Below are 17,690 nucleotides of genomic sequence, written 5' to 3'. Positions count from 1 at the left end.
ATTGATTAACTTAATTTATATATCCTTTTTAAACATCCTTTATAAAATCCTCATATTCATAATAAAACCTTTCAAAACCATCCATTTTTTCTACGAAAAATTCAAAAGCTTCCCTCCAGGTATTTTTATTAAAAACAGAAACGCCTTCTTTTTCTACCCAGATCCGGCTGATGACTTTTCCGTTTTCCAGAGTGTAAAATTCTTCTTTATGAAAATCGCCAATGTAGTCTTTCAAAATATCTTCTAGCGACCAGATTTTGTTATAATAAGCGTCTCTGAAGACTTCATCTTTCATCTCAATATCCAACGAGACTTCTGCTTTTTTCTTATCTGCATAAAATTTAAATGAAAAATCCTTGACTTTGGTATCATACAAAATCCATTTTCTCGGAAACGATTTCCCGAAAGCCGTCCAAAACTCTTTCTTTAATTGCTGTGCTTCTTCTTTACTGAACATAGGACAAATATAGTTGTTTTGGCTGGAAGCTGGATGTTAGAAGCTGAATGTACTACGTAGATATTTCTATTTTTAATCGTTAAATTGTAAGTTTTAAACCTCCAGCACCCATCTCTCAACATCTAGCCCCATCATCCAACTTTTTTTCCTATTTTTGCTGTAATGCTGTCAAAAAAATCTCAATATGCTTTTAAGGCGCTTTCATATCTCGTAGAAAAGAGAAATGAAGGCCCGGTTTTGATTTCTGAAATTGCGGAGTACAAAAAAATTCCGTTAAAATTTCTTGAAAATATATTATTGCAGCTCAAAAAATCTGACGTTTTAGACAGCAAAAAAGGCAAAGGTGGGGGCTATTTCCTCAAAGAAAGTCCTGAAAAAGTGAATCTGGCTAAAATTATTCGTCTTGTTAATGGCCCAATCGCAATGCTTCCTTGCGTAAGTCTTAATTTTTATGAAAAATGTGATAATTGCAATGAAGATCACTGCAGTTTACACGATGTGTTGATTGAAGTGAGAGATGCCTCACTCAAAATTTTGGAAGAGAAAACCTTGCTCGATTTAATTGATTAAATAAATCATAAATTTTAAATTCACAAGTCTACTTATTTGGTAGGATAATATTTTTGTTGGATATTTGCTGGTATCAAACAGAAATTGATGTTTTCAAAAGAAGATCTACATACTTTACAGCAACTCACTTTAGAAGACGGATTACAGTTTATTTCGTCTAAAATCTCAGAAGGAATTGTTTTCTCCACTTCACTTGGTCAGGAAGATCAGGTGATTACAGATGCGATATTTAAAAATAATTTACCGATAAAAGTTTTCACTTTAGATACCGGAAGACTTTTTTATGAGCACTACGATTTGCTTTCACAAAACAATTCGCGTTACAAAAAGAAAACTGACGTTTTCTTTCCAGAATCTGCCGATGTTGAAAAATATGCCGTAGAAAAAGGAATCAATGCTTTTTATCATTCTGTAGAAAATAGAAAGGAATGCTGTTTCATACGGAAAGTAAAACCTTTGAACCGTGCTTTGGAAAATGCCAAAGTATGGATTACCGGACTTCGTGCCGAACAGTCGGAAAACCGTGAAAATATGCCGATTCTGGAATGGGACGAGGAAAGAATTTTATACAAATATAATCCGCTGATCAACTGGACGTATCAGGATGTCTTAGATTATTTGGAACAGAATAACGTTCAGGAACTGTCTCTTCATAAAAAAGGTTTTATCAGTGTCGGCTGTCAACCTTGCACAAGAGCCATTGAGGAAGGCGAAAATCCCAGAGCCGGACGTTGGTGGTGGGAAAATTCACAAAAAGAATGCGGTCTGCATTCAAACTAATTCAAATTTAATCTTTCAAATTATAATGAGTGACTATCAACTAAATTATCTTGAGCAACTGGAGGCGGAAAGCATTTACATCATGCGTGAAATTGCGGCTCAGTTTGAAAAACCTGCTTTGCTTTTCAGCGGCGGAAAAGATTCGATTACACTGGTTCATCTGGCTAAGAAAGCATTTGCCCCGATGAAAATTCCGTTTCCATTCGTGCATATTGATACGGGACACAATTTTCCGGAAGCACTGCAGTTCAGAGATTATTTTGCCGAAAGTCTTGGAGCTGAACTAATTGTAAGAAAAGTTGAAGACACGATTAAAGCTAAAAATTTAACCGAACCGAAAGGAAAATTTGCTTCAAGAAACTGGCTTCAGACACATACTTTATTAGATACAATTGAAGAATTTCAGTTTGATGCCTGCATCGGCGGAGCGAGAAGAGATGAAGAGAAAGCAAGAGCAAAAGAACGTTTTTTCTCAGTTCGTGATGAATTCGGACAGTGGGATCCAAAATTGCAGCGTCCCGAATTGTGGAATATCTACAACGGAAGAATCAACAAAGGTGAAAACGTAAGGGTTTTCCCAATTTCAAACTGGACGGAGCTCGATGTCTGGAATTATATTAAAAAAGAAAATATTCAGCTTCCATCAATTTACTTTGCTCATAATCGTGATGTGATCGAGTATGACGGACAGTTAATTGCGGTTTCAGATTTTATTCAGATTGATGAAAATGATCAGATTAAAAATAAAAAAGTGCGCTACAGAACCGTCGGAGATATGACCTGTACAGCCGCAGTTGAAAGTTCAGCCGAAACGTTGGATGAAGTAGTAAACGAAATTACCGCTTCCCGAATTTCCGAACGTGGCGAAACCCGAATCGACGACAAAGTAACGGAAGCCGCAATGGAAGACAGAAAAAAGGGAGGATATTTTTAAATAGGTAATGAGCAATGAGTAATAGGCAATGCCAAAAAACTGCGTATTTCACTCAATGCTTAACATTAAAATATTCAAAAAATGAACGGTTTGAAAAATTACTTATTAACAATCACTCATTACTAATAAAATAAACGTGGACATACTAAGATTTATAACAGCAGGGAGTGTAGACGACGGCAAAAGTACGCTGATCGGAAGACTTCTCTACGACAGCAAAAATATACTGATTGACCAGCTTGAAGCATTGGAGAAACAGTCAAAAAATAAAAACGAAAACGGAGTTGACCTTGCCATTCTTACCGACGGTTTGAGAGCCGAAAGAGAGCAGGGAATCACGATTGACGTTGCTTACCGCTATTTTTCTACACCGAAAAGAAAATTTATCATTGCCGATGCGCCGGGACATATTCAGTACACAAGAAATATGATTACAGGAGCTTCGAACTCGCAATTGATTGTCATTCTGATTGATGCAAGGCAAGGAGTGATTGAGCAGACAAGAAGACATTCTATCATCGCTTCATTATTGAAAATGAAAAATGTGGTGGTTGCCATCAATAAGATGGATTTGGTGGATTATTCTGAAGAGATTTATAATGACATCAAAGCTCAATACGATTTAGTTGCAAAAAAACTGAAGCTCGAAAACGTGAACTATTTTCCGATTTCAGCTTTTAACGGAGATAATATTGTGTCTAAATCTGAGAAAACCGGTTGGTATCAAGGTTCTACACTTTTAGATTTTCTGGAAAATGTGGAGATTAACCAGAATCAGGAACAGGAAAACCCGAGATTTCAGGTACAATACGTGATCCGTCCGCAAACGGATGAACTGCATGATTACAGAGGTTATGCAGGCGAAGTAATTTCAGGAATTTACAGAAAAGGAGATGATATTACGGTGCTTCCACAAAATATTCAGACTAAAATTTCAAGAATTGAAAATGGTGGAAAAGAAGTGGATTTTGTGTTTACCAATCAGCCAGCCGTGATTCATGTGGAAGATGATATCGACATTAGCAGAGGTGATTTTTTAGTGAAAACCGACCTCCAGCCGAAAGTTGAAAATGAGATGGAAGCCGTTGTTTGCTGGCTCGACAAAAAAGAACTGAACGAGGGTAACAAATATTTTATTCAGCACAAAAGTAAAACCGTGAAAGCTATTGTGAAAGAAATAGAATATAAAATTGATGTCAATACACTTGAGCAGATGCCTGTAACAGACAGCATCAGGCTAAATGAAGTTGTAAAAGTGAGATTAAAAACAGCATCACCTTTGGTTTTCGACAGTTTTGAAGAAAGCAGGTCAACAGGAAATGCCATTCTGATTGATGAAACAAGCAATTCAACCGTTGGTGCAGTGATGATTTTATAGTTCTTTAAAACACTTGATGATATGGTAATTTCCCAGAAAATTCAGTTCAGACTCAATGTACTTTTGATTACGGTAGTCGTTTTGGTTATTGCATTTGTTTCAATGTACAGTTTAGGATATTTGGATGAACTTGAAATTATTCTTGCCAAAGACAATCATATTTTTTACTGGATGCTTTTGGTAGGTGTTTTTGCTGAATTTGTTGCAGGATCTATGGGAATGGGATATGGTGTGATTTGCACAACCACACTTTTATTTCTTGGAATTCCTCCTCATGCGGTGAGCGCAAGTATTCATTCTGCCGAAAGTTTTACTACGGCAGCGGGAAGTATCAGTCATATTCGATTGAAAAACGTGAGCAAAAGTCTGGTTAAAAAATTGGCTGTTCCTGCGATAATTGGAGCAATAATTGGAGCCGTTTCACTCACATATTTAGGAGAATATTATTCAAAAATTACCAAAACAGTTATTTCCTTTTACACGTTGTATCTAGGTTTTAAAATTTTCTTGAATGCTTTTAACCCTAAACAAAATAAATCTTTAAAGAAAAAAACAAACCTTACGCGATTGGGAGTAATCGGTGGTTTTATAGATTCATTTGCCGGTGGAGGATGGGGGCCTTTGGTTACAGGAACTTTAATTAAAAATTCTTTTACGCCAAGATTTGCTGTGGGAAGCTCAACGGTAGCCAAATTTATTTTAACAATTACCGCAGCAGTAACTTTCTTCTTCACGCTAGGAATCCAGCACTGGAATATTATTCTCGGACTTTTGATTGGTGGAATTATTACTGCACCATTTTCTGCGATGCTTACTGCAAAACTTCCCGTGAAAAATATGTTTATCATCATTGGAGCTTTGGTTATTGTGATGAGCTCGATTACTATTTTTAAATCAATTTTTTAGAATGCTTTTTTGTGAAAAATTTAGGATAATTGGTTTTAAATTAAAATCAAAAAATAATTTACATTTACAGCCTAAAAATAACACATGAATTTACATATCGTTGCGCTTTTCAGATTCAAAGAAAATCATTTGATGGAAGCGGTGGAATTATTTCAAACTTTGGTAAGAGAAACAAGAAAAGAAACCGGTTGTCTGCAATACGATCTTATAGAAGATAATGAAAATAAAGGAACTTTTTTTCTTATTGAGTTGTGGGAAAGTGTAGAACATCATAATGCTCACAACGGAACCGATCATCTTTTCGAATTTAGAAAAAATGCTTCTAAAATATCTGAAGAATCAGCACAAGTTTATAAAGGTTTTAAGATTTATTAAATTTGTTAGAAGCTAGAAGCCACAAAAGTCAAAAGGCAGTTTCATCATTTTGAAACTGCCTTTTTATTAGAAAAAATAGAAAGTATTAATTTTAAAAGTGAATTGTTAATTAGCTTTGCTGTCAATGGTGAATTTTAAAAATTGACAATTGACTATTCACTGCGAAGCAAACTCACATTTTCACGTTGTCTTATTTCACAATAAGTTTTTTTGTTTCCGTTTTACCTCCAAAAGAAATTTTAACTAAATAATTTCCTGATGGAAGATGAGATAAGTTCATCTCTTGTTTATAGAAACCCGTTTGATTGCTTAGTTCTGCATTATAAACTTTTTTACCAGTAAGATCATAAACTTCAACGCTGCCTTTGTTATTTGCTTTTTCTTTTACATCAAATAAAACCGTCACTTTTTTATCAGCAGTTGTCGGGTTTGGATAAATTCCGAAAGTTGCTTTTTTGCTTACTTCAGTGACATCTAAAGTAGAAGTGATGTTTTTATATTTAAAATACATATTTCCTGTATTGGCACCTTCATTTGAAATGAAATACATTCTATAATATTCCGAACCTTGTTTAATGTAATAAACAACATCATTATAGAATCCTGAAGTTGGTTTCCAAGAATGTCCGATAGCTGTAATATTACTTGAAAATGCTGTAGAAGCAGGAAGAGTAGAAGTTGCTGTTGCCTGAATTTCTGGTTGTACTTTTGCGACACTCACTGTCGGGCTTTGTAGAACTCCAGACATTTGATACATCATGATATTCATGTAGAAAGTGTAGTACCTTGTGAACATTAAGTCCCAGTTTGCTTTTGGTGGTTCTAAATTTTCAACTTTTGCTCCTGTAGTGAATGAGAAATAATTAAAATAAGCATCATCTGTACCGTTTGCTAAAGTCTTTGTTTGTGTTGCTTCCCAAGTTGATGTAGTTGCATTCCATTTGGAATATTTAAATGTATATCCACCAAAATAATCTTCTATCATGAATTTGATATATTCACCGGTAGAAAGATATTTAAGAACAAAAATTACAGTTCCTGTAATATGATGATTCGATTGATAAACTCCCCATCCTGAACTTGCAGAACCTTGTTCGAAAGCTCCATTATGAAGAGAAGTAGAATTGTCAGGATTATATTTCGGAGCTCCCCAAGAAGCAATATTAGCAATATTTATGTTATCCCAATTTGATGCAGAATTTGAAGCTTCATAAACTTCAATTTTTTTATCATCATTAACTCTAGATCCGAAATCATAAGTTGAATTTCTATAGAAAGCAATATCCCAAGTATTGGCAGGTTGAGATACAATATTGTTGGCACTTAAATCAAAGAATACTCTGTTCTGGTATTGGTTTCCCATCGACATATTTACCGTAGTATACCCGTTTGAATCTGTTTGTGCTAATACAGTTTGCTGTACTGAAAGTGCAAAAAGAGAAGCAAAAAATAATTTTGTTTTCATAACCTTATTCCTTATTTAGAATTGTTCTACAAAACTATGTAATTATTTTTAATAATTCTAAATAAAAACAAGATAAATATCATGTTTTGTCAATTTTTTTATTAAAATTTATCCGCAATTGATTGTTATTCATTTTGTTAATAAAAAAGGTTGACTACAATTTATAGTCAACCCTTCAGAATATATTTTAAAATCAATTATTTCTTGATAAATTTTGAATGAGATACTGTTTTGTTATCATCTTCTGAAGTAAAGATATATAAGCCAGTAGCTAAAGAAGAAACATCAAATCTGTTATTGTTAACAGCTCCTTGTGCAACTAAATTTCCTGATGCAGAATAAACTTTTACAGATTTCACATTAGATTTACCTACAAACTGAATTTCATTATTTGTATTAATAACAAAATTTAAAGTGTTTGTATTAGTTTTTATATCTGATGTTCCTAAAGAAGAAAGTACATCATAAATAACATCATCCACATAAACCGCAGAGTGGTTTGCAGCTCCTACAAATCTCCAAGCAACATATTGCTTAGTAGAAGTAGGGACATCTAAAGTAATAATCTGTGGTGTAGAAGAGGTTGTAATAGTTACCGGAGCTCCTAGAGAAGTGAAAGATGCCATATCTGTAGGGCTTGTTACCATACCTGCCTCAAGAGTAGAACTTCCGTTAGCTGCAGCAGATACTCCAATAGTAAATCTAAGTTTTTTACTTCCGTCCGGAGCTACAATTCTTGGAGCAATAAGATACGCAGTTGTATTTGGTGTATTTGCTGAATAAAACTGAGCAGAATTACTTCCATTATTAGCTGCTATATATACATTATGAGGCATTGTCGCAATAACTTTATTCCATCCGTTTTGAGGTAATGCAGATGACCCTGCTGTAAACGCATTAAAGTTTTCATTAATTGTTCCCACTGGAGTTGTATCATAAACCACGTCATCAAAATCTGCTGCAGTATGAGGAACCCCTGGGATTGCGTTAACTGTTCTAAAAGCTAAGTAACTTGATGTTGAGCTTGGAACAGGAATTGTAACTGTTTGAAATGTAGTAGAAGTTACATTTAGTTCTGTACCCAGTGGAACAAAAGTAGACATATCGGTAGGGCTTGATACTAAACCAGCTTGTACCAATACAGCTGCACCAGATACATTTTTACGAGTTTTGAATGTTAAAGTTTTATTTCCTGTGGGCGCAACAATCTGTGGAGAAACCAAATATAATGGTGTTCCTGAGTTGGCTCCAGAATAAGCAGAAACATATTTGTCTGAAGCGTCACCTGTTACTGCATATACTACCATCATTGGAGGAGGAGCTCCTACTCCTGCAGGTAAAACTGCAGACCAACCTCCTTGAGGAAAAGTAGTATTTCCTGCTGTGAAACTATTAAAATTTTGGTCTATTGAAGCCACTTGTGCGTTTGCAGTTACTGCTGAAAATAACAAAGCTCCTAAAAGTAGTTTTAATTTCATTTTTCTATTTTTTAATATTTTACAAAATTAAGTTAATTATTTTTAATTATTCTAAATTAAATAATGACATTTGTCTTGTTTTAGAATAAGTGATAATTGCGGAACAAAGAACAAATATTATATTAAGCTCGAATTATCATTATCAAATTTTTAATAATCCTATCAATTATGCTTAAAATCATGTTGCAAAAATAGTTATTTATTTTTAACTATTCTAAATAAAGCGCTATATTTGTCGCAAAATTTTGAGTTTATGAAGAAGAAAGTGCTTTCTGTTGTGTCTTTATCCGCTATTTTTTGGATTAATGCACAGGAAAAAGATTCTCTCAATCAGAAGAAAATAGAAGAAGTTGTCATTACCGGACAATATATGCAGCAATCAATCAACAAATCAATTTATAAGGTTGAGGTGATTGATGCGCAGCAAATCAAAAATATGGCTGTGACTACGGCAGCCGAAGTTCTTAACCAAAATCTTAATATATTAATCGAACCCAATAGCGGAAACGGTGATTCTAGTGCAAGAATTATGGGTTTAGGCTCTTCTTACACGAAAGTACTGATTGATAATATTCCTGTAGTTGGTGATCAAGGAATGGGGAACCAAATCGATTTAAGTAAAATCAATGTAAATAATATAGAGCGTATAGAGATTGTAAAAGGTGCAATGGGTGTAGAATATGGTAATAATGCAGTTGCAGGTGTAATCAATATTATTACAAAGAAAAATTACTCCAAAAAGGTTACAGCACTTTTATCATTACAGGAAGAAACAGTAGGAAAAGATTATGACTGGTTCAAAAAAGGTAACGGAAGACATATTCAGGCTTTAAATTTAGGTTTTAAACTTTCAGATAATTGGTCTTTAACTGCCGATATTAATCATAACGATTTTCAAGGTTATAAAGGTGATTTAAATGGATATAAATATTTTAATTTAAATAACGATTTAAAAAGAGGATATGAATGGCTTCCAAAAGATCAACTCACGGGAAATGCTGCAATTCGTTATTCTAAAAAAAATACTTCATTCTTTTATAAAGTGAATTTTCTTACGGAAGAAATCAATTTTAGAGATCCTAGAATCACAGATTATCCTTTAGGAGGGGGTGAAAGAACTTTTGTTTCAGAAGACAAAGATTATTTTACAAAAAGATGGATTCACCAGTTTAATATTCAAACTAAATTGGGTTCAAGAATCAATTATTTAGGTGATTTTTCTTATCAGACTCAAGAAAGAAAGTCTCAAAATTATATTTATGATGTTCCCAATAGAAATGAAATTTCAAGAGACGAAAAAAATACCTATTATGAAACCAAAGTATTTTACTCTCGAGGAATGTTCAGTAATTTCTTAGATAACGAAAAAATCAATTTTCAGTTGGGATATGAGCTTGACAATACCAGTGGATTTGCTGGGTCATCAACTTTTCAATTTAATAATAATGGACTTAATATAGAGAGATCTATCTTCAATTACGCCAACTTCCTTTCTGCAGAATGGAAATTAGACGATAAGTTTTCATTACGTCCAGGAGTGAGAATGGCACTAAGCGATAAATTTGATTCACAATATAACTACTCTTTAACGGCAAGGTATAATACAACTTCAAGATCTGATGTAAGAGCTGTTTTTGGGTCTTCAAACAGATTTCCTACTTATGAAGAACTATACACATATGTAGTAGACAATAATCACGATATCCGAGGAAATGAAAATCTAAAACCGGAAACCGGTTATTCTTTCGGACTATTTTATGATTACAATATGCCTGCTGTGAACGCTTGGAAATTTAATGTAAGCTTATCAGCAATGTACCTTGATGTAAAAAACAGAATAGAAAATGTAGTAGTAAATAATCAACCTTTGAGATTATCTTATTTGAACATTAATAATTATAAATCACTTGTATTTGGTGGAGGTTTAACGGTTAAAAAAAATAATTTCTCTTTAAATGCGGGTGTTTCTGTAATGGGGATTTCTCAGGAGTTGATTTCAGGAGCTGTAATTTCACCTAATGACTATAATTTCTACACCGAAGCAAATCTTGCGGCCAATTATACATTAGATAAAACAAAAACTCTATTCGCATTATATTATAAATATACTGGAGTTAGAAAACAGTTTACACAAAAATTTGAACAAAATCCTGGTGCCACACCAGAGTATATCTTAGGTGAGGTTGGTGACTTTAATATGTTGAATTTTACACTTACACAACCATTCTTCAATAATCATTTAGAATTAAGTTTAGGAATAAAGAATATTTTTGATGTTTCATCGGTTAGAAATACAATCAATTCCGGAGGAGCTCATAATGCAGGTGCAGATATGCAAAATCTATTCTACGGAAGAAGCTACTTTGCTCGTTTAAATTATAATTTTTAATAAGAATTAAAATGAAAAAAATACTTTTTTGCCTTTTAGTAGGCGCTTCATTTATTTCACAGTCTTGTATCAACGATAACGAAGATGCTGTAGCTGTACCACCTGTAGAAGGTTCTATCATCGATGCAAACGTTGGCGGTGCTACACAGCCGAACCAGGTTTGGTATGATTTGAGTAAAAAGGAAGAGGTTTTAACTAAAAGAACTGATTGGGATTTGGCATTTTATTCAGGAAACGAGTTTAAAGTAATTTTAAACTCATCTATTATGATGGCTGCTGGAAAAATTGTTGGGGCTACTAATATTGATGCTGTGACTGAATCAAGTGTGACTGCGCTAAAAGACCAAGTACAGGTCGCTAATTTTAATGAAGCTAATGTAGCTTATATTGATGATGTGAAAGGTAATTTTCCATCTGGCTATACTGCTATTGAAGGTATTAAAGTTAATGATGCAGAGAACGGTATTTATTTAGTTAATCTAGGAAAAGAAATATACAATGGATCGGTTCCTGTAGGTTCAGTTGCTACAGGAGGTGATAACAGAGGTTGGATGAAAGTTCAGGTTGTAAGAGCTGGTGCAGGTTATACCGTAAAATATGCAGAATTGAATGCTACAACGCACAAAGAACTTACAGTTTATAAAAACACAGCTTACAATTATAATTTTGTAAGTTTAAAGAATAACAAAGAAGTTTTTATTCAACCTGAAAAGAAAAACTGGGATCTTTGCTTTACAGTATTTACCAATATCATTACAGGAGCAGGAAGCTACATTTACGCAGACTTTGTAAACAATAATAATGTTGGTGGGGTAGGTGCTTATGAAGTGGTAATTCCTTCTCCAGCTTCAGGAATTGAAGCGTATAACAATTTTAAAGTGGAAAGTATTGAGCAGTCTAAATTTATCTACAACGATCATAGAGTTATAGGTTCAAATTGGAGAAATCCTGTCGGTACAAATGGGCTTGAAGTTTTTGGTGACCGTTTCTATGTAATTAAAGATGCAGACGGATATTACTTTAAATTAAGATTTACAAGAATTACAAGTATTTCTGGTGAAAGAGGTTTCCCACAGTTTGAGTACAAACCTTTATAATTGTAAAATAAATCAGATAAAAAATAAAAATGAAAAAATTCATACTTGTAGCCTCTGTTTTAATGGCAGTCTATTCTTGCCAAAAAGAAGTACAAAAACCTACAGAAAAAGGAAATGAACTTGTGGCAGAAGCTCCAAAATCAAACCATAAAATAGTAACATTAAACGGCGGAATTACAGAAATCGTTGCCGCTTTAGGTCACGAAAAAGAAATCGTTGCAACAGATGTTACCAGTACATATCCTGAATCTTTAAAGAAATCTTCAGAAAATTTAGGTCATGTGAGATCAATTACAATTGAGCCAATTATGGCAGTTTCTCCGACTTTGATTTTAGCTTCAGATAAAGATATTAATCCTGAATTGATGGGTAAAATCAAAGCTTCAGGAATTAAAACTGAAACTTTTAAACAAGATTATACCGTTGAAGGAACCAAAAAATTAATTGCTGATGTTGCAAAAGCAATTGGGAATACAGATTATCAGAAATTAAACGATAAAATTGATGCTGACATCAAGCAGGTTCAGCCAATTGCTAAAAAACCAAAAGTATTATTCATTTATTCTAGAGGGAATATGATGATGGTTTCAGGTAAAAATACACCAATGGCAGCAATGATTGCTCTTGCAGGAGGTGAAAATGCAGTGAATGATTTTGAAGATTTCAAGCCATTAACTCCGGAAGCAGTTGTAAAAGCAAATCCAGATGTTTTATTTTTCTTCTCTAGCGGATTGGAAAGCTCAGGTGGAATCGAAGGTGCTTTAAAAATGCCGGGAGTTTCACAAACCAACGCCGGAAAAAACAAAAAAGTAATTGCTATGGACGGAGGTCTGATTTCAGGTTTCGGACCAAGAGTAGGAGAGGCTGCAGTTTCATTAAACAAACTTTTAATTGAAAACGCAAAGTAAATTATATTTATACATTACATTAAGTTCCATACTGCTTTTTCTTATAGCAGTATGGTCTATTAATACAGGGGTATATGATTTTGGCGGAAAATCTGCCTTCGAAGTTTTAGGAAAAGTAATAAAGGGAGATACCGATTTATCTTTAAGCGACAAATATATCGTTTGGGAGGTGAGAGCGTCCAGAATTGTAATGGCAATCATTATTGGAAGTATGCTTTCGGTTTCGGGAACAAGTTTGCAGGGTTTATTCAGAAATCCTTTGGCGACAGGAGATTTGATTGGGCTTACTGCGGGAGCGACTTTAATGGCAGCAATTACGATTGTTTTAGGAGGATATTTCAGAGAGTACCTTCCTGAAGCAGTACAATTTTCGCTTGTCGGGATTGCCGCTTTCGTAGGTTCGCTTTTAGCAATGATGCTGGTGTACAAAATTTCTACAAGCGATGGTAAAACCAATGTGGTAATGATGCTTTTATCGGGTGTTGCTATTACCGCGATCGGTTTTTCAATCGTAGGGTTTCTTATTTTTATTTCTAAAGATGACCAATTGAGAGATTTAACGTTCTGGAACATGGGAAGTTTAGCCGCTGCAACATGGACGAAGAATATTATCTTAACCGTCATTTTAATTATTTCCTATTCAATTCTTTTACCTAAAGGAAAGGCCTTAAACGCAATGATGTTGGGCGAAAAAGATGCACAGCATTTAGGAATTAATGTGGAAAGATTAAAAAAACAAATCGTCATCATCGTATCATTAATGATTGGAAGTTGCGTTGCATTTTCCGGAACGATCGGTTTTGTTGGGTTGATTGTACCTTATATTTTAAGGCTTTTATTTAAATCAAATTACAATTTTATTTTGCCGTTATCAGCTATTTTCGGAAGTATTTTATTATTGACAGCCGATACGATTAGCAGAAGTATTGTTGAGCCTTCAGAATTACCCATCGGAATTTTAACGGCAATGATGGGAGCACCTATTTTCATTGCTATTTTGTTGAAATTTAAAAAGTCAATCTAATGATTAAGGCAAAACAAATCAGTTATAAATTTAAAGACTTTCATATTCTTAATGAGGTGGATGTTTCTTTAGGTTTCGGTGAATTTTTAGCCATTGTCGGTCCAAACGGAGCAGGAAAATCGAGTCTTTTAAGTGTTTTGGCGAATGAAGTGAAAACCAATCACAATATTTTATTTAAAGATAAAAACATCAGAGACTGGAAAATTGCCGAACTTTCTAAACATAAAGCGAAGTTTTCTCAGCACAACTCAAACGATATTCCTTTGGAAGTGAAAGATGTCGTGATGATGGGACGTTATCCTTATTTTGATTCTCAGCCGAAAAAGGAAGATCATGAAGCGATGAACAAAATGATGTACGAAACCGATGTTTATCATCTGAAAGACAGAGAATACAATACTTTGTCGGGTGGTGAAAAACAGCGTGTTCACTTATCGAGAGTTTTGGCTCAGTTGGATAATGAGGTTACTCAGAAATTGCTTTTTCTGGATGAACCTTTAAATAATTTAGATATAAAACATCAATACAAAGCTTTGGAAATCATCAAAAATTTCACAAAGAATGAAAATTCGGCGGTTGTAGTTTTGCATGATTTGAATCTTGCAGCTCAATATGCAGATAAAATTTTATTAATGAAATCGGGCCAGGTTTCTGCTTATGGAACTCCGGAAGAGGTTTTCACTGCTGAAAATATCACCACAGCGTACAACTTTCCTTGTACAATTTGCGACCATCCGATTACTAAAAACCCAATGATTATTTTTGGATAAATGGAAGAAAAAGATTTAAAAATATTAGCTCAAAACCTTGGTAATCCGCAAGGTGAAAAGGGTATTGAGATTGGTGAAATGATGAATGCCACCAATATCGGAATGACCTTAGAAAGCATCCACACCTTATTGATTGAGGATGAAGAACGTATTCTGGAAATTGGTCACGGAAATGCAGCCCACGTCAAAAGCCTTTTGCATTTAGCTCAAAATATACACTATACCGGAATTGATATTTCTGAAACGATGCATAATGAAGCCAAAAGATTAAATAAAGAATTTAAAAATCAGGCTGAATTTGTTTTGTATGAAGGAACGAAACTTCCCTTTGAAGATAAAACTTTCGATAAAATATTTACCGTAAACACTGCTTATTTTTGGAAAGAACCTGTTGAATATTTAAATGAAATTTACAGAGTTCTAAAAGATAACGGAACATTTGTTCTCACTTTTGGGCAGAGGGATTTTATGGAAACTCTACCTTTCACCCAATTTAATTTTACGCTTTATAATTCAGATGAAATGGAAGAAACAGTTTCTAAAAGTCATTTTAAAAGAATGAAAATCTCTGAAAAAGAAGAACAGGTAAAAAGTAAAGCAGGTAACGAAACCGTCACAAGATTATATACAGTTTTAACCATAAAAAAATAAATAAAATGAATACAATAGTTAACGACTTGAAAGAAAAATGGGAAGCTCTGAAAGTAGAAAACCCACATTTGAGAATAAGAAATGCCGCTGAACAATTAGGAGTAAGTGAAGCAGAATTATTATTAACTAACGTAGGAGAAGGAGTTACTGTTTTAAAACCTGAATTTGCCAACATCTTAACAGAAGTTGAAAAATTAGGAAAAGTAATGGCCTTGACAAGAAACGACGAATGTGTTCACGAAAGAAAAGGAACGTACTTAAATGGAGATTTCAGCAGTCCTCATGCACAGCTTTTCGTAGGTGAAGATATCGACTTAAGAATCTTCCAAAATCATTGGAATTTTGCTTTTGCGGTAGTTGAAGGTGACAGAAAAAGCCTTCAGTTTTTCGGTAAAGACGGTTTAGCACTTCACAAAATATATTTAACCAAAGACAGTAATGTTGAAGCTTTCGATCCTATCGTAGTTCAATTTACAGCTGAAAATCAAGCTGAAGCTTTTGAATTTGAAGCGGTTGCTCCAAAAGCCCCTGAAAAAGCAGATTCAGAAATTGATGCGGAAGGTTTCAAAAAAGCTTGGACAGAATTAAAAGACACGCATGATTTCTTTATGATGACCAGAAAATTCGGTGTTTCAAGAACACAGGCTCTGAGATTGGCTCCTGAAGGTTATACTCAAAAAATCGATTCTTCAAAAGTAGTAAATGTTTTAGAAGAAGCTTCTGAAAAGAGTTTACCAATCATGGTTTTTGTCGGAAATAGAGGAATTATCCAGATTCACACGGGTGAAGTGAAAAAAACAATGTGGCACCAACAATGGTTTAATGTGATGGATCCTGATTTCAATTTGCATTTAGATGTAACAAAAATCGCTGAAGTCTGGATCGTGAAAAAACCAACGGAGGACGGAGAAGTAACAGCAATTGAAGTATTTAACAAAGAAGGAGAATTCATTGTACAGCTTTTCGGAAAAAGAAAACCGGGAATTCCTGAACTTCAGGAATGGAAAGATTTGGTAGCAAATCTTGAAGCATAATAATTAAATGATTTGATGAAGACCGTTTTGTTTGTAGATTCAAAGCGGTCTTTTTTGTATATTAACACTAATTGCACAAATATTTTTCACAAATAACACAAATTTGTAAATTTCCAATTGTTTGATAGTATTATTATTGTGTTGGAAAACGCAAAGGCGCAAGAGTTTTTCTAAATTTAAGTTTTAATGCGCAAAGATTTTATCGAAGATAAAATTTAAAACTGCATATTTACTTAATTTGATTAATGAATTACTTGCTGAAAATCTTTGATTTTCTTGCGCCTTAAAAAAATAATAAACATTAAAAACAACTTTGCGCCTTTGCGAAAAACCAACAAGTTTTTAATTCGATTAAAATTTGTGATATTTGTGAAAACCATTCATGTTATTCGTGTTTAAAAAAATCAAAATTTAAAAATGAAAAATATATTTATAGCCATATTAGTTTTCGGTTTTTCTGTCATCAATGCACAGAATTTTAAACCTTATCAGTTTTATAACAAAAAAGGTAAAACCGTTAAAACAGAAAAATTGGTAAAGCAACTTGCAGATTATGACGTTGTTTTCTTTGGTGAACTTCACAATAATTCGATTGTTCACTGGCTACAGTTAAAGGTAACAGAAGGTTTATACAGTCAGAAAAATAAACAGATTACTTTGGGTGCTGAAATGTTTGAAAGAGATAATCAGCCACAGTTGAATAAATATCTTGCAGGAAAAATTGAATCAAAAAGCTTGAAAGATTCTGTCCGTCTTTGGAATAATTACACCACAGATTACAAACCTTTGGTTGATTTTGCTAAAGACAAAAACCTGAACTTTATTGCAACCAATGTTCCGAGAAAATATGCTTCACAAACCGCAAAAGAAGGTTTGGAATCATTAAATAAATTAAGTGAAAGAGAAAAATCTTATATCGCTCAATTGCCGATTAATGTTACCTTAGATACTCCCGGTTATCCTGAAATGAAAAAAATGATGGGTGATCATGCAGAAGGAACCAAAGTGATGAATTTTATTTCTGCTCAGGCAATAAAAGATGCTACAATGGCTGAATCTATTCTGAAAAATCTGCAACCCGGAAAAACATTTATCCATTACAACGGAAATTTTCACAGTAAGGAATTTGGTGGCATTTATTGGTACATCAAACAGAAAAATCCCAACCTGAAAATGGCAGTTATCTCTGTTTTTGAATCTGAAGATGCTGAATTAAAAGTTCCCGAGAAAGAATATATCCCAACAGATTTTAACCTGATTATTCCGGCGGATATGACGAAAACTTATTAGGAAAAGAGCCCTAGAAAAAAATAAAAGAACCAATTTTAATTTCACGCAGATTACGGAAATTTTGCAGATTTTTTTATCTGCTTGATTTGCTCAATTTACTTTAAAAAACATTTTGTATTCAATAGAAACGGGCTTTAGCCCGTTTTTTTATTCGAAAAAGATTCATTGGCTTTAGCCAAAACTT

17 protein-coding genes are annotated in these 17,690 nt (G+C 33.8%); 14 read left to right on the top strand and 3 right to left on the bottom strand.

The window, feature by feature from the left end; all coding sequences use genetic code 11:
- Positions 1-28 precede the first annotated feature (28 nt).
- A complete protein-coding gene (locus OEA66_RS02885) occupies positions 29-457 on the bottom strand; it encodes a DUF4268 domain-containing protein (RefSeq protein ID WP_267279942.1) in 429 nt (142 codons plus the stop codon).
- Positions 458-619: 162 nt separating this feature from the next.
- On the opposite strand from OEA66_RS02885, the gene OEA66_RS02880 reads away from it, so the two are divergent.
- The 6 genes from OEA66_RS02880 to OEA66_RS02855 all read left to right on the top strand — a co-directional run bounded on the left by OEA66_RS02880 (position 620) and on the right by OEA66_RS02855 (position 5,400).
- On the top strand, positions 620-1,027 hold the full coding sequence (locus OEA66_RS02880) for an RrF2 family transcriptional regulator (protein WP_267279941.1): 408 nt from the start codon (positions 620-622) through the stop codon (positions 1,025-1,027).
- Positions 1,028-1,114: 87 nt separating this feature from the next.
- Complete coding sequence (locus OEA66_RS02875; protein ID WP_267279940.1) at positions 1,115-1,807, top strand: phosphoadenylyl-sulfate reductase; 693 nt, start codon at positions 1,115-1,117, stop codon at positions 1,805-1,807.
- A 25-nt stretch (positions 1,808-1,832) separates the two neighbouring features.
- The gene (gene cysD, locus OEA66_RS02870) at positions 1,833-2,741 is read left to right on the top strand and encodes a sulfate adenylyltransferase subunit CysD (protein WP_267279939.1); all 909 of its coding nucleotides are present in this window, start codon (positions 1,833-1,835) and stop codon (positions 2,739-2,741) included.
- 136 nt (positions 2,742-2,877) lie between these two features.
- A complete protein-coding gene (locus OEA66_RS02865; RefSeq protein WP_267279938.1) occupies positions 2,878-4,119 on the top strand; it encodes a sulfate adenylyltransferase subunit 1 in 1,242 nt (413 codons plus the stop codon).
- A 21-nt stretch (positions 4,120-4,140) separates the two neighbouring features.
- Positions 4,141-5,025, top strand: a complete 885-nt coding sequence (locus tag OEA66_RS02860; RefSeq protein ID WP_267279937.1) for a sulfite exporter TauE/SafE family protein — start codon at positions 4,141-4,143, stop codon at positions 5,023-5,025.
- 84 nt (positions 5,026-5,109) lie between these two features.
- Positions 5,110-5,400, top strand: coding sequence for a putative quinol monooxygenase (locus OEA66_RS02855; RefSeq protein WP_267279936.1), 291 nt, complete (start codon positions 5,110-5,112; stop codon positions 5,398-5,400).
- A 190-nt stretch (positions 5,401-5,590) separates the two neighbouring features.
- Here OEA66_RS02855 and OEA66_RS02850 read toward each other — a convergent pair whose 3' ends face one another.
- Together OEA66_RS02850 and OEA66_RS02845 are read right to left on the bottom strand one after the other, a co-directional pair.
- Positions 5,591-6,865 (bottom strand): T9SS type A sorting domain-containing protein, encoded by a 1,275-nt coding sequence (locus OEA66_RS02850; protein WP_267279935.1) that lies wholly within the window; start codon positions 6,863-6,865, stop codon positions 5,591-5,593.
- Positions 6,866-7,062: 197 nt separating this feature from the next.
- Positions 7,063-8,343 (bottom strand): T9SS type A sorting domain-containing protein, encoded by a 1,281-nt coding sequence (locus OEA66_RS02845; protein ID WP_267279934.1) that lies wholly within the window; start codon positions 8,341-8,343, stop codon positions 7,063-7,065.
- Between the two features lie 253 nt (positions 8,344-8,596).
- Between OEA66_RS02845 and OEA66_RS02840 the strand changes: the two genes are divergently transcribed.
- The 8 genes from OEA66_RS02840 to OEA66_RS02805 all read left to right on the top strand — a co-directional run bounded on the left by OEA66_RS02840 (position 8,597) and on the right by OEA66_RS02805 (position 17,506).
- A complete protein-coding gene (locus OEA66_RS02840) occupies positions 8,597-10,732 on the top strand; it encodes a TonB-dependent receptor plug domain-containing protein (protein WP_267279933.1) in 2,136 nt (711 codons plus the stop codon).
- An 11-nt stretch (positions 10,733-10,743) separates the two neighbouring features.
- Entirely contained in the window at positions 10,744-11,829 is a 1,086-nt protein-coding gene (locus OEA66_RS02835; protein WP_267279932.1) for an HmuY family protein, read from the top strand.
- Between the two features lie 29 nt (positions 11,830-11,858).
- Positions 11,859-12,737 (top strand): heme/hemin ABC transporter substrate-binding protein, encoded by an 879-nt coding sequence (locus OEA66_RS02830; RefSeq protein WP_267279931.1) that lies wholly within the window; start codon positions 11,859-11,861, stop codon positions 12,735-12,737.
- The gene (locus OEA66_RS02825; RefSeq protein WP_267279930.1) at positions 12,721-13,761 is read left to right on the top strand and encodes a FecCD family ABC transporter permease; all 1,041 of its coding nucleotides are present in this window, start codon (positions 12,721-12,723) and stop codon (positions 13,759-13,761) included. Before OEA66_RS02830 ends, OEA66_RS02825 begins: the two co-directional genes overlap by 17 nt.
- Entirely contained in the window at positions 13,761-14,531 is a 771-nt protein-coding gene (locus OEA66_RS02820; protein WP_267279929.1) for a heme ABC transporter ATP-binding protein, read from the top strand. The genes OEA66_RS02825 and OEA66_RS02820 overlap by 1 nt, the downstream gene beginning before the upstream one ends.
- Complete coding sequence (locus tag OEA66_RS02815; RefSeq protein ID WP_267279928.1) at positions 14,532-15,182, top strand: class I SAM-dependent methyltransferase; 651 nt, start codon at positions 14,532-14,534, stop codon at positions 15,180-15,182.
- Positions 15,183-15,187: 5 nt separating this feature from the next.
- Positions 15,188-16,216: a hemin-degrading factor gene (locus tag OEA66_RS02810; RefSeq protein WP_267279927.1), complete on the top strand. Its 1,029-nt coding sequence runs from the start codon at positions 15,188-15,190 to the stop codon at positions 16,214-16,216.
- Positions 16,217-16,633: 417 nt separating this feature from the next.
- Complete coding sequence (locus OEA66_RS02805; protein WP_267279926.1) at positions 16,634-17,506, top strand: ChaN family lipoprotein; 873 nt, start codon at positions 16,634-16,636, stop codon at positions 17,504-17,506.
- The last annotated feature ends 184 nt before the right edge of the window (positions 17,507-17,690 follow it).

The sequence above is a fragment of the Chryseobacterium luquanense genome, from assembly GCF_026460945.1.
In the GTDB taxonomy this organism is placed as follows: domain Bacteria; phylum Bacteroidota; class Bacteroidia; order Flavobacteriales; family Weeksellaceae; genus Chryseobacterium; species Chryseobacterium luquanense.
Note: the sequence above shows the minus strand (reverse complement) of the source record. Positions and strands in the feature narration are given on the sequence as shown.

Excerpts from the sequence above, each read along its gene's own strand:
- OEA66_RS02885 (WP_267279942.1), bottom strand. The coding sequence starts at position 457 with ATGTTCAGTAAAGAAGAAGCACAGCAATTAAAGAAAGAGTTTTGGACG.
- OEA66_RS02880 (WP_267279941.1), top strand. The coding sequence starts at position 620 with ATGCTGTCAAAAAAATCTCAATATGCTTTTAAGGCGCTTTCATATCTC.
- OEA66_RS02875 (WP_267279940.1), top strand. The coding sequence starts at position 1,115 with ATGTTTTCAAAAGAAGATCTACATACTTTACAGCAACTCACTTTAGAA.
- cysD (WP_267279939.1), top strand. The coding sequence starts at position 1,833 with ATGAGTGACTATCAACTAAATTATCTTGAGCAACTGGAGGCGGAAAGC.
- OEA66_RS02860 (WP_267279937.1), top strand. The coding sequence starts at position 4,141 with ATGGTAATTTCCCAGAAAATTCAGTTCAGACTCAATGTACTTTTGATT.
- OEA66_RS02855 (WP_267279936.1), top strand. The coding sequence starts at position 5,110 with ATGAATTTACATATCGTTGCGCTTTTCAGATTCAAAGAAAATCATTTG.
- OEA66_RS02850 (WP_267279935.1), bottom strand. The coding sequence starts at position 6,865 with ATGAAAACAAAATTATTTTTTGCTTCTCTTTTTGCACTTTCAGTACAG.
- OEA66_RS02845 (WP_267279934.1), bottom strand. The coding sequence starts at position 8,343 with ATGAAATTAAAACTACTTTTAGGAGCTTTGTTATTTTCAGCAGTAACT.
- OEA66_RS02840 (WP_267279933.1), top strand. The coding sequence starts at position 8,597 with ATGAAGAAGAAAGTGCTTTCTGTTGTGTCTTTATCCGCTATTTTTTGG.
- OEA66_RS02835 (WP_267279932.1), top strand. The coding sequence starts at position 10,744 with ATGAAAAAAATACTTTTTTGCCTTTTAGTAGGCGCTTCATTTATTTCA.
- OEA66_RS02830 (WP_267279931.1), top strand. The coding sequence starts at position 11,859 with ATGAAAAAATTCATACTTGTAGCCTCTGTTTTAATGGCAGTCTATTCT.
- OEA66_RS02820 (WP_267279929.1), top strand. The coding sequence starts at position 13,761 with ATGATTAAGGCAAAACAAATCAGTTATAAATTTAAAGACTTTCATATT.
- OEA66_RS02815 (WP_267279928.1), top strand. The coding sequence starts at position 14,532 with ATGGAAGAAAAAGATTTAAAAATATTAGCTCAAAACCTTGGTAATCCG.
- OEA66_RS02810 (WP_267279927.1), top strand. The coding sequence starts at position 15,188 with ATGAATACAATAGTTAACGACTTGAAAGAAAAATGGGAAGCTCTGAAA.
- OEA66_RS02805 (WP_267279926.1), top strand. The coding sequence starts at position 16,634 with ATGAAAAATATATTTATAGCCATATTAGTTTTCGGTTTTTCTGTCATC.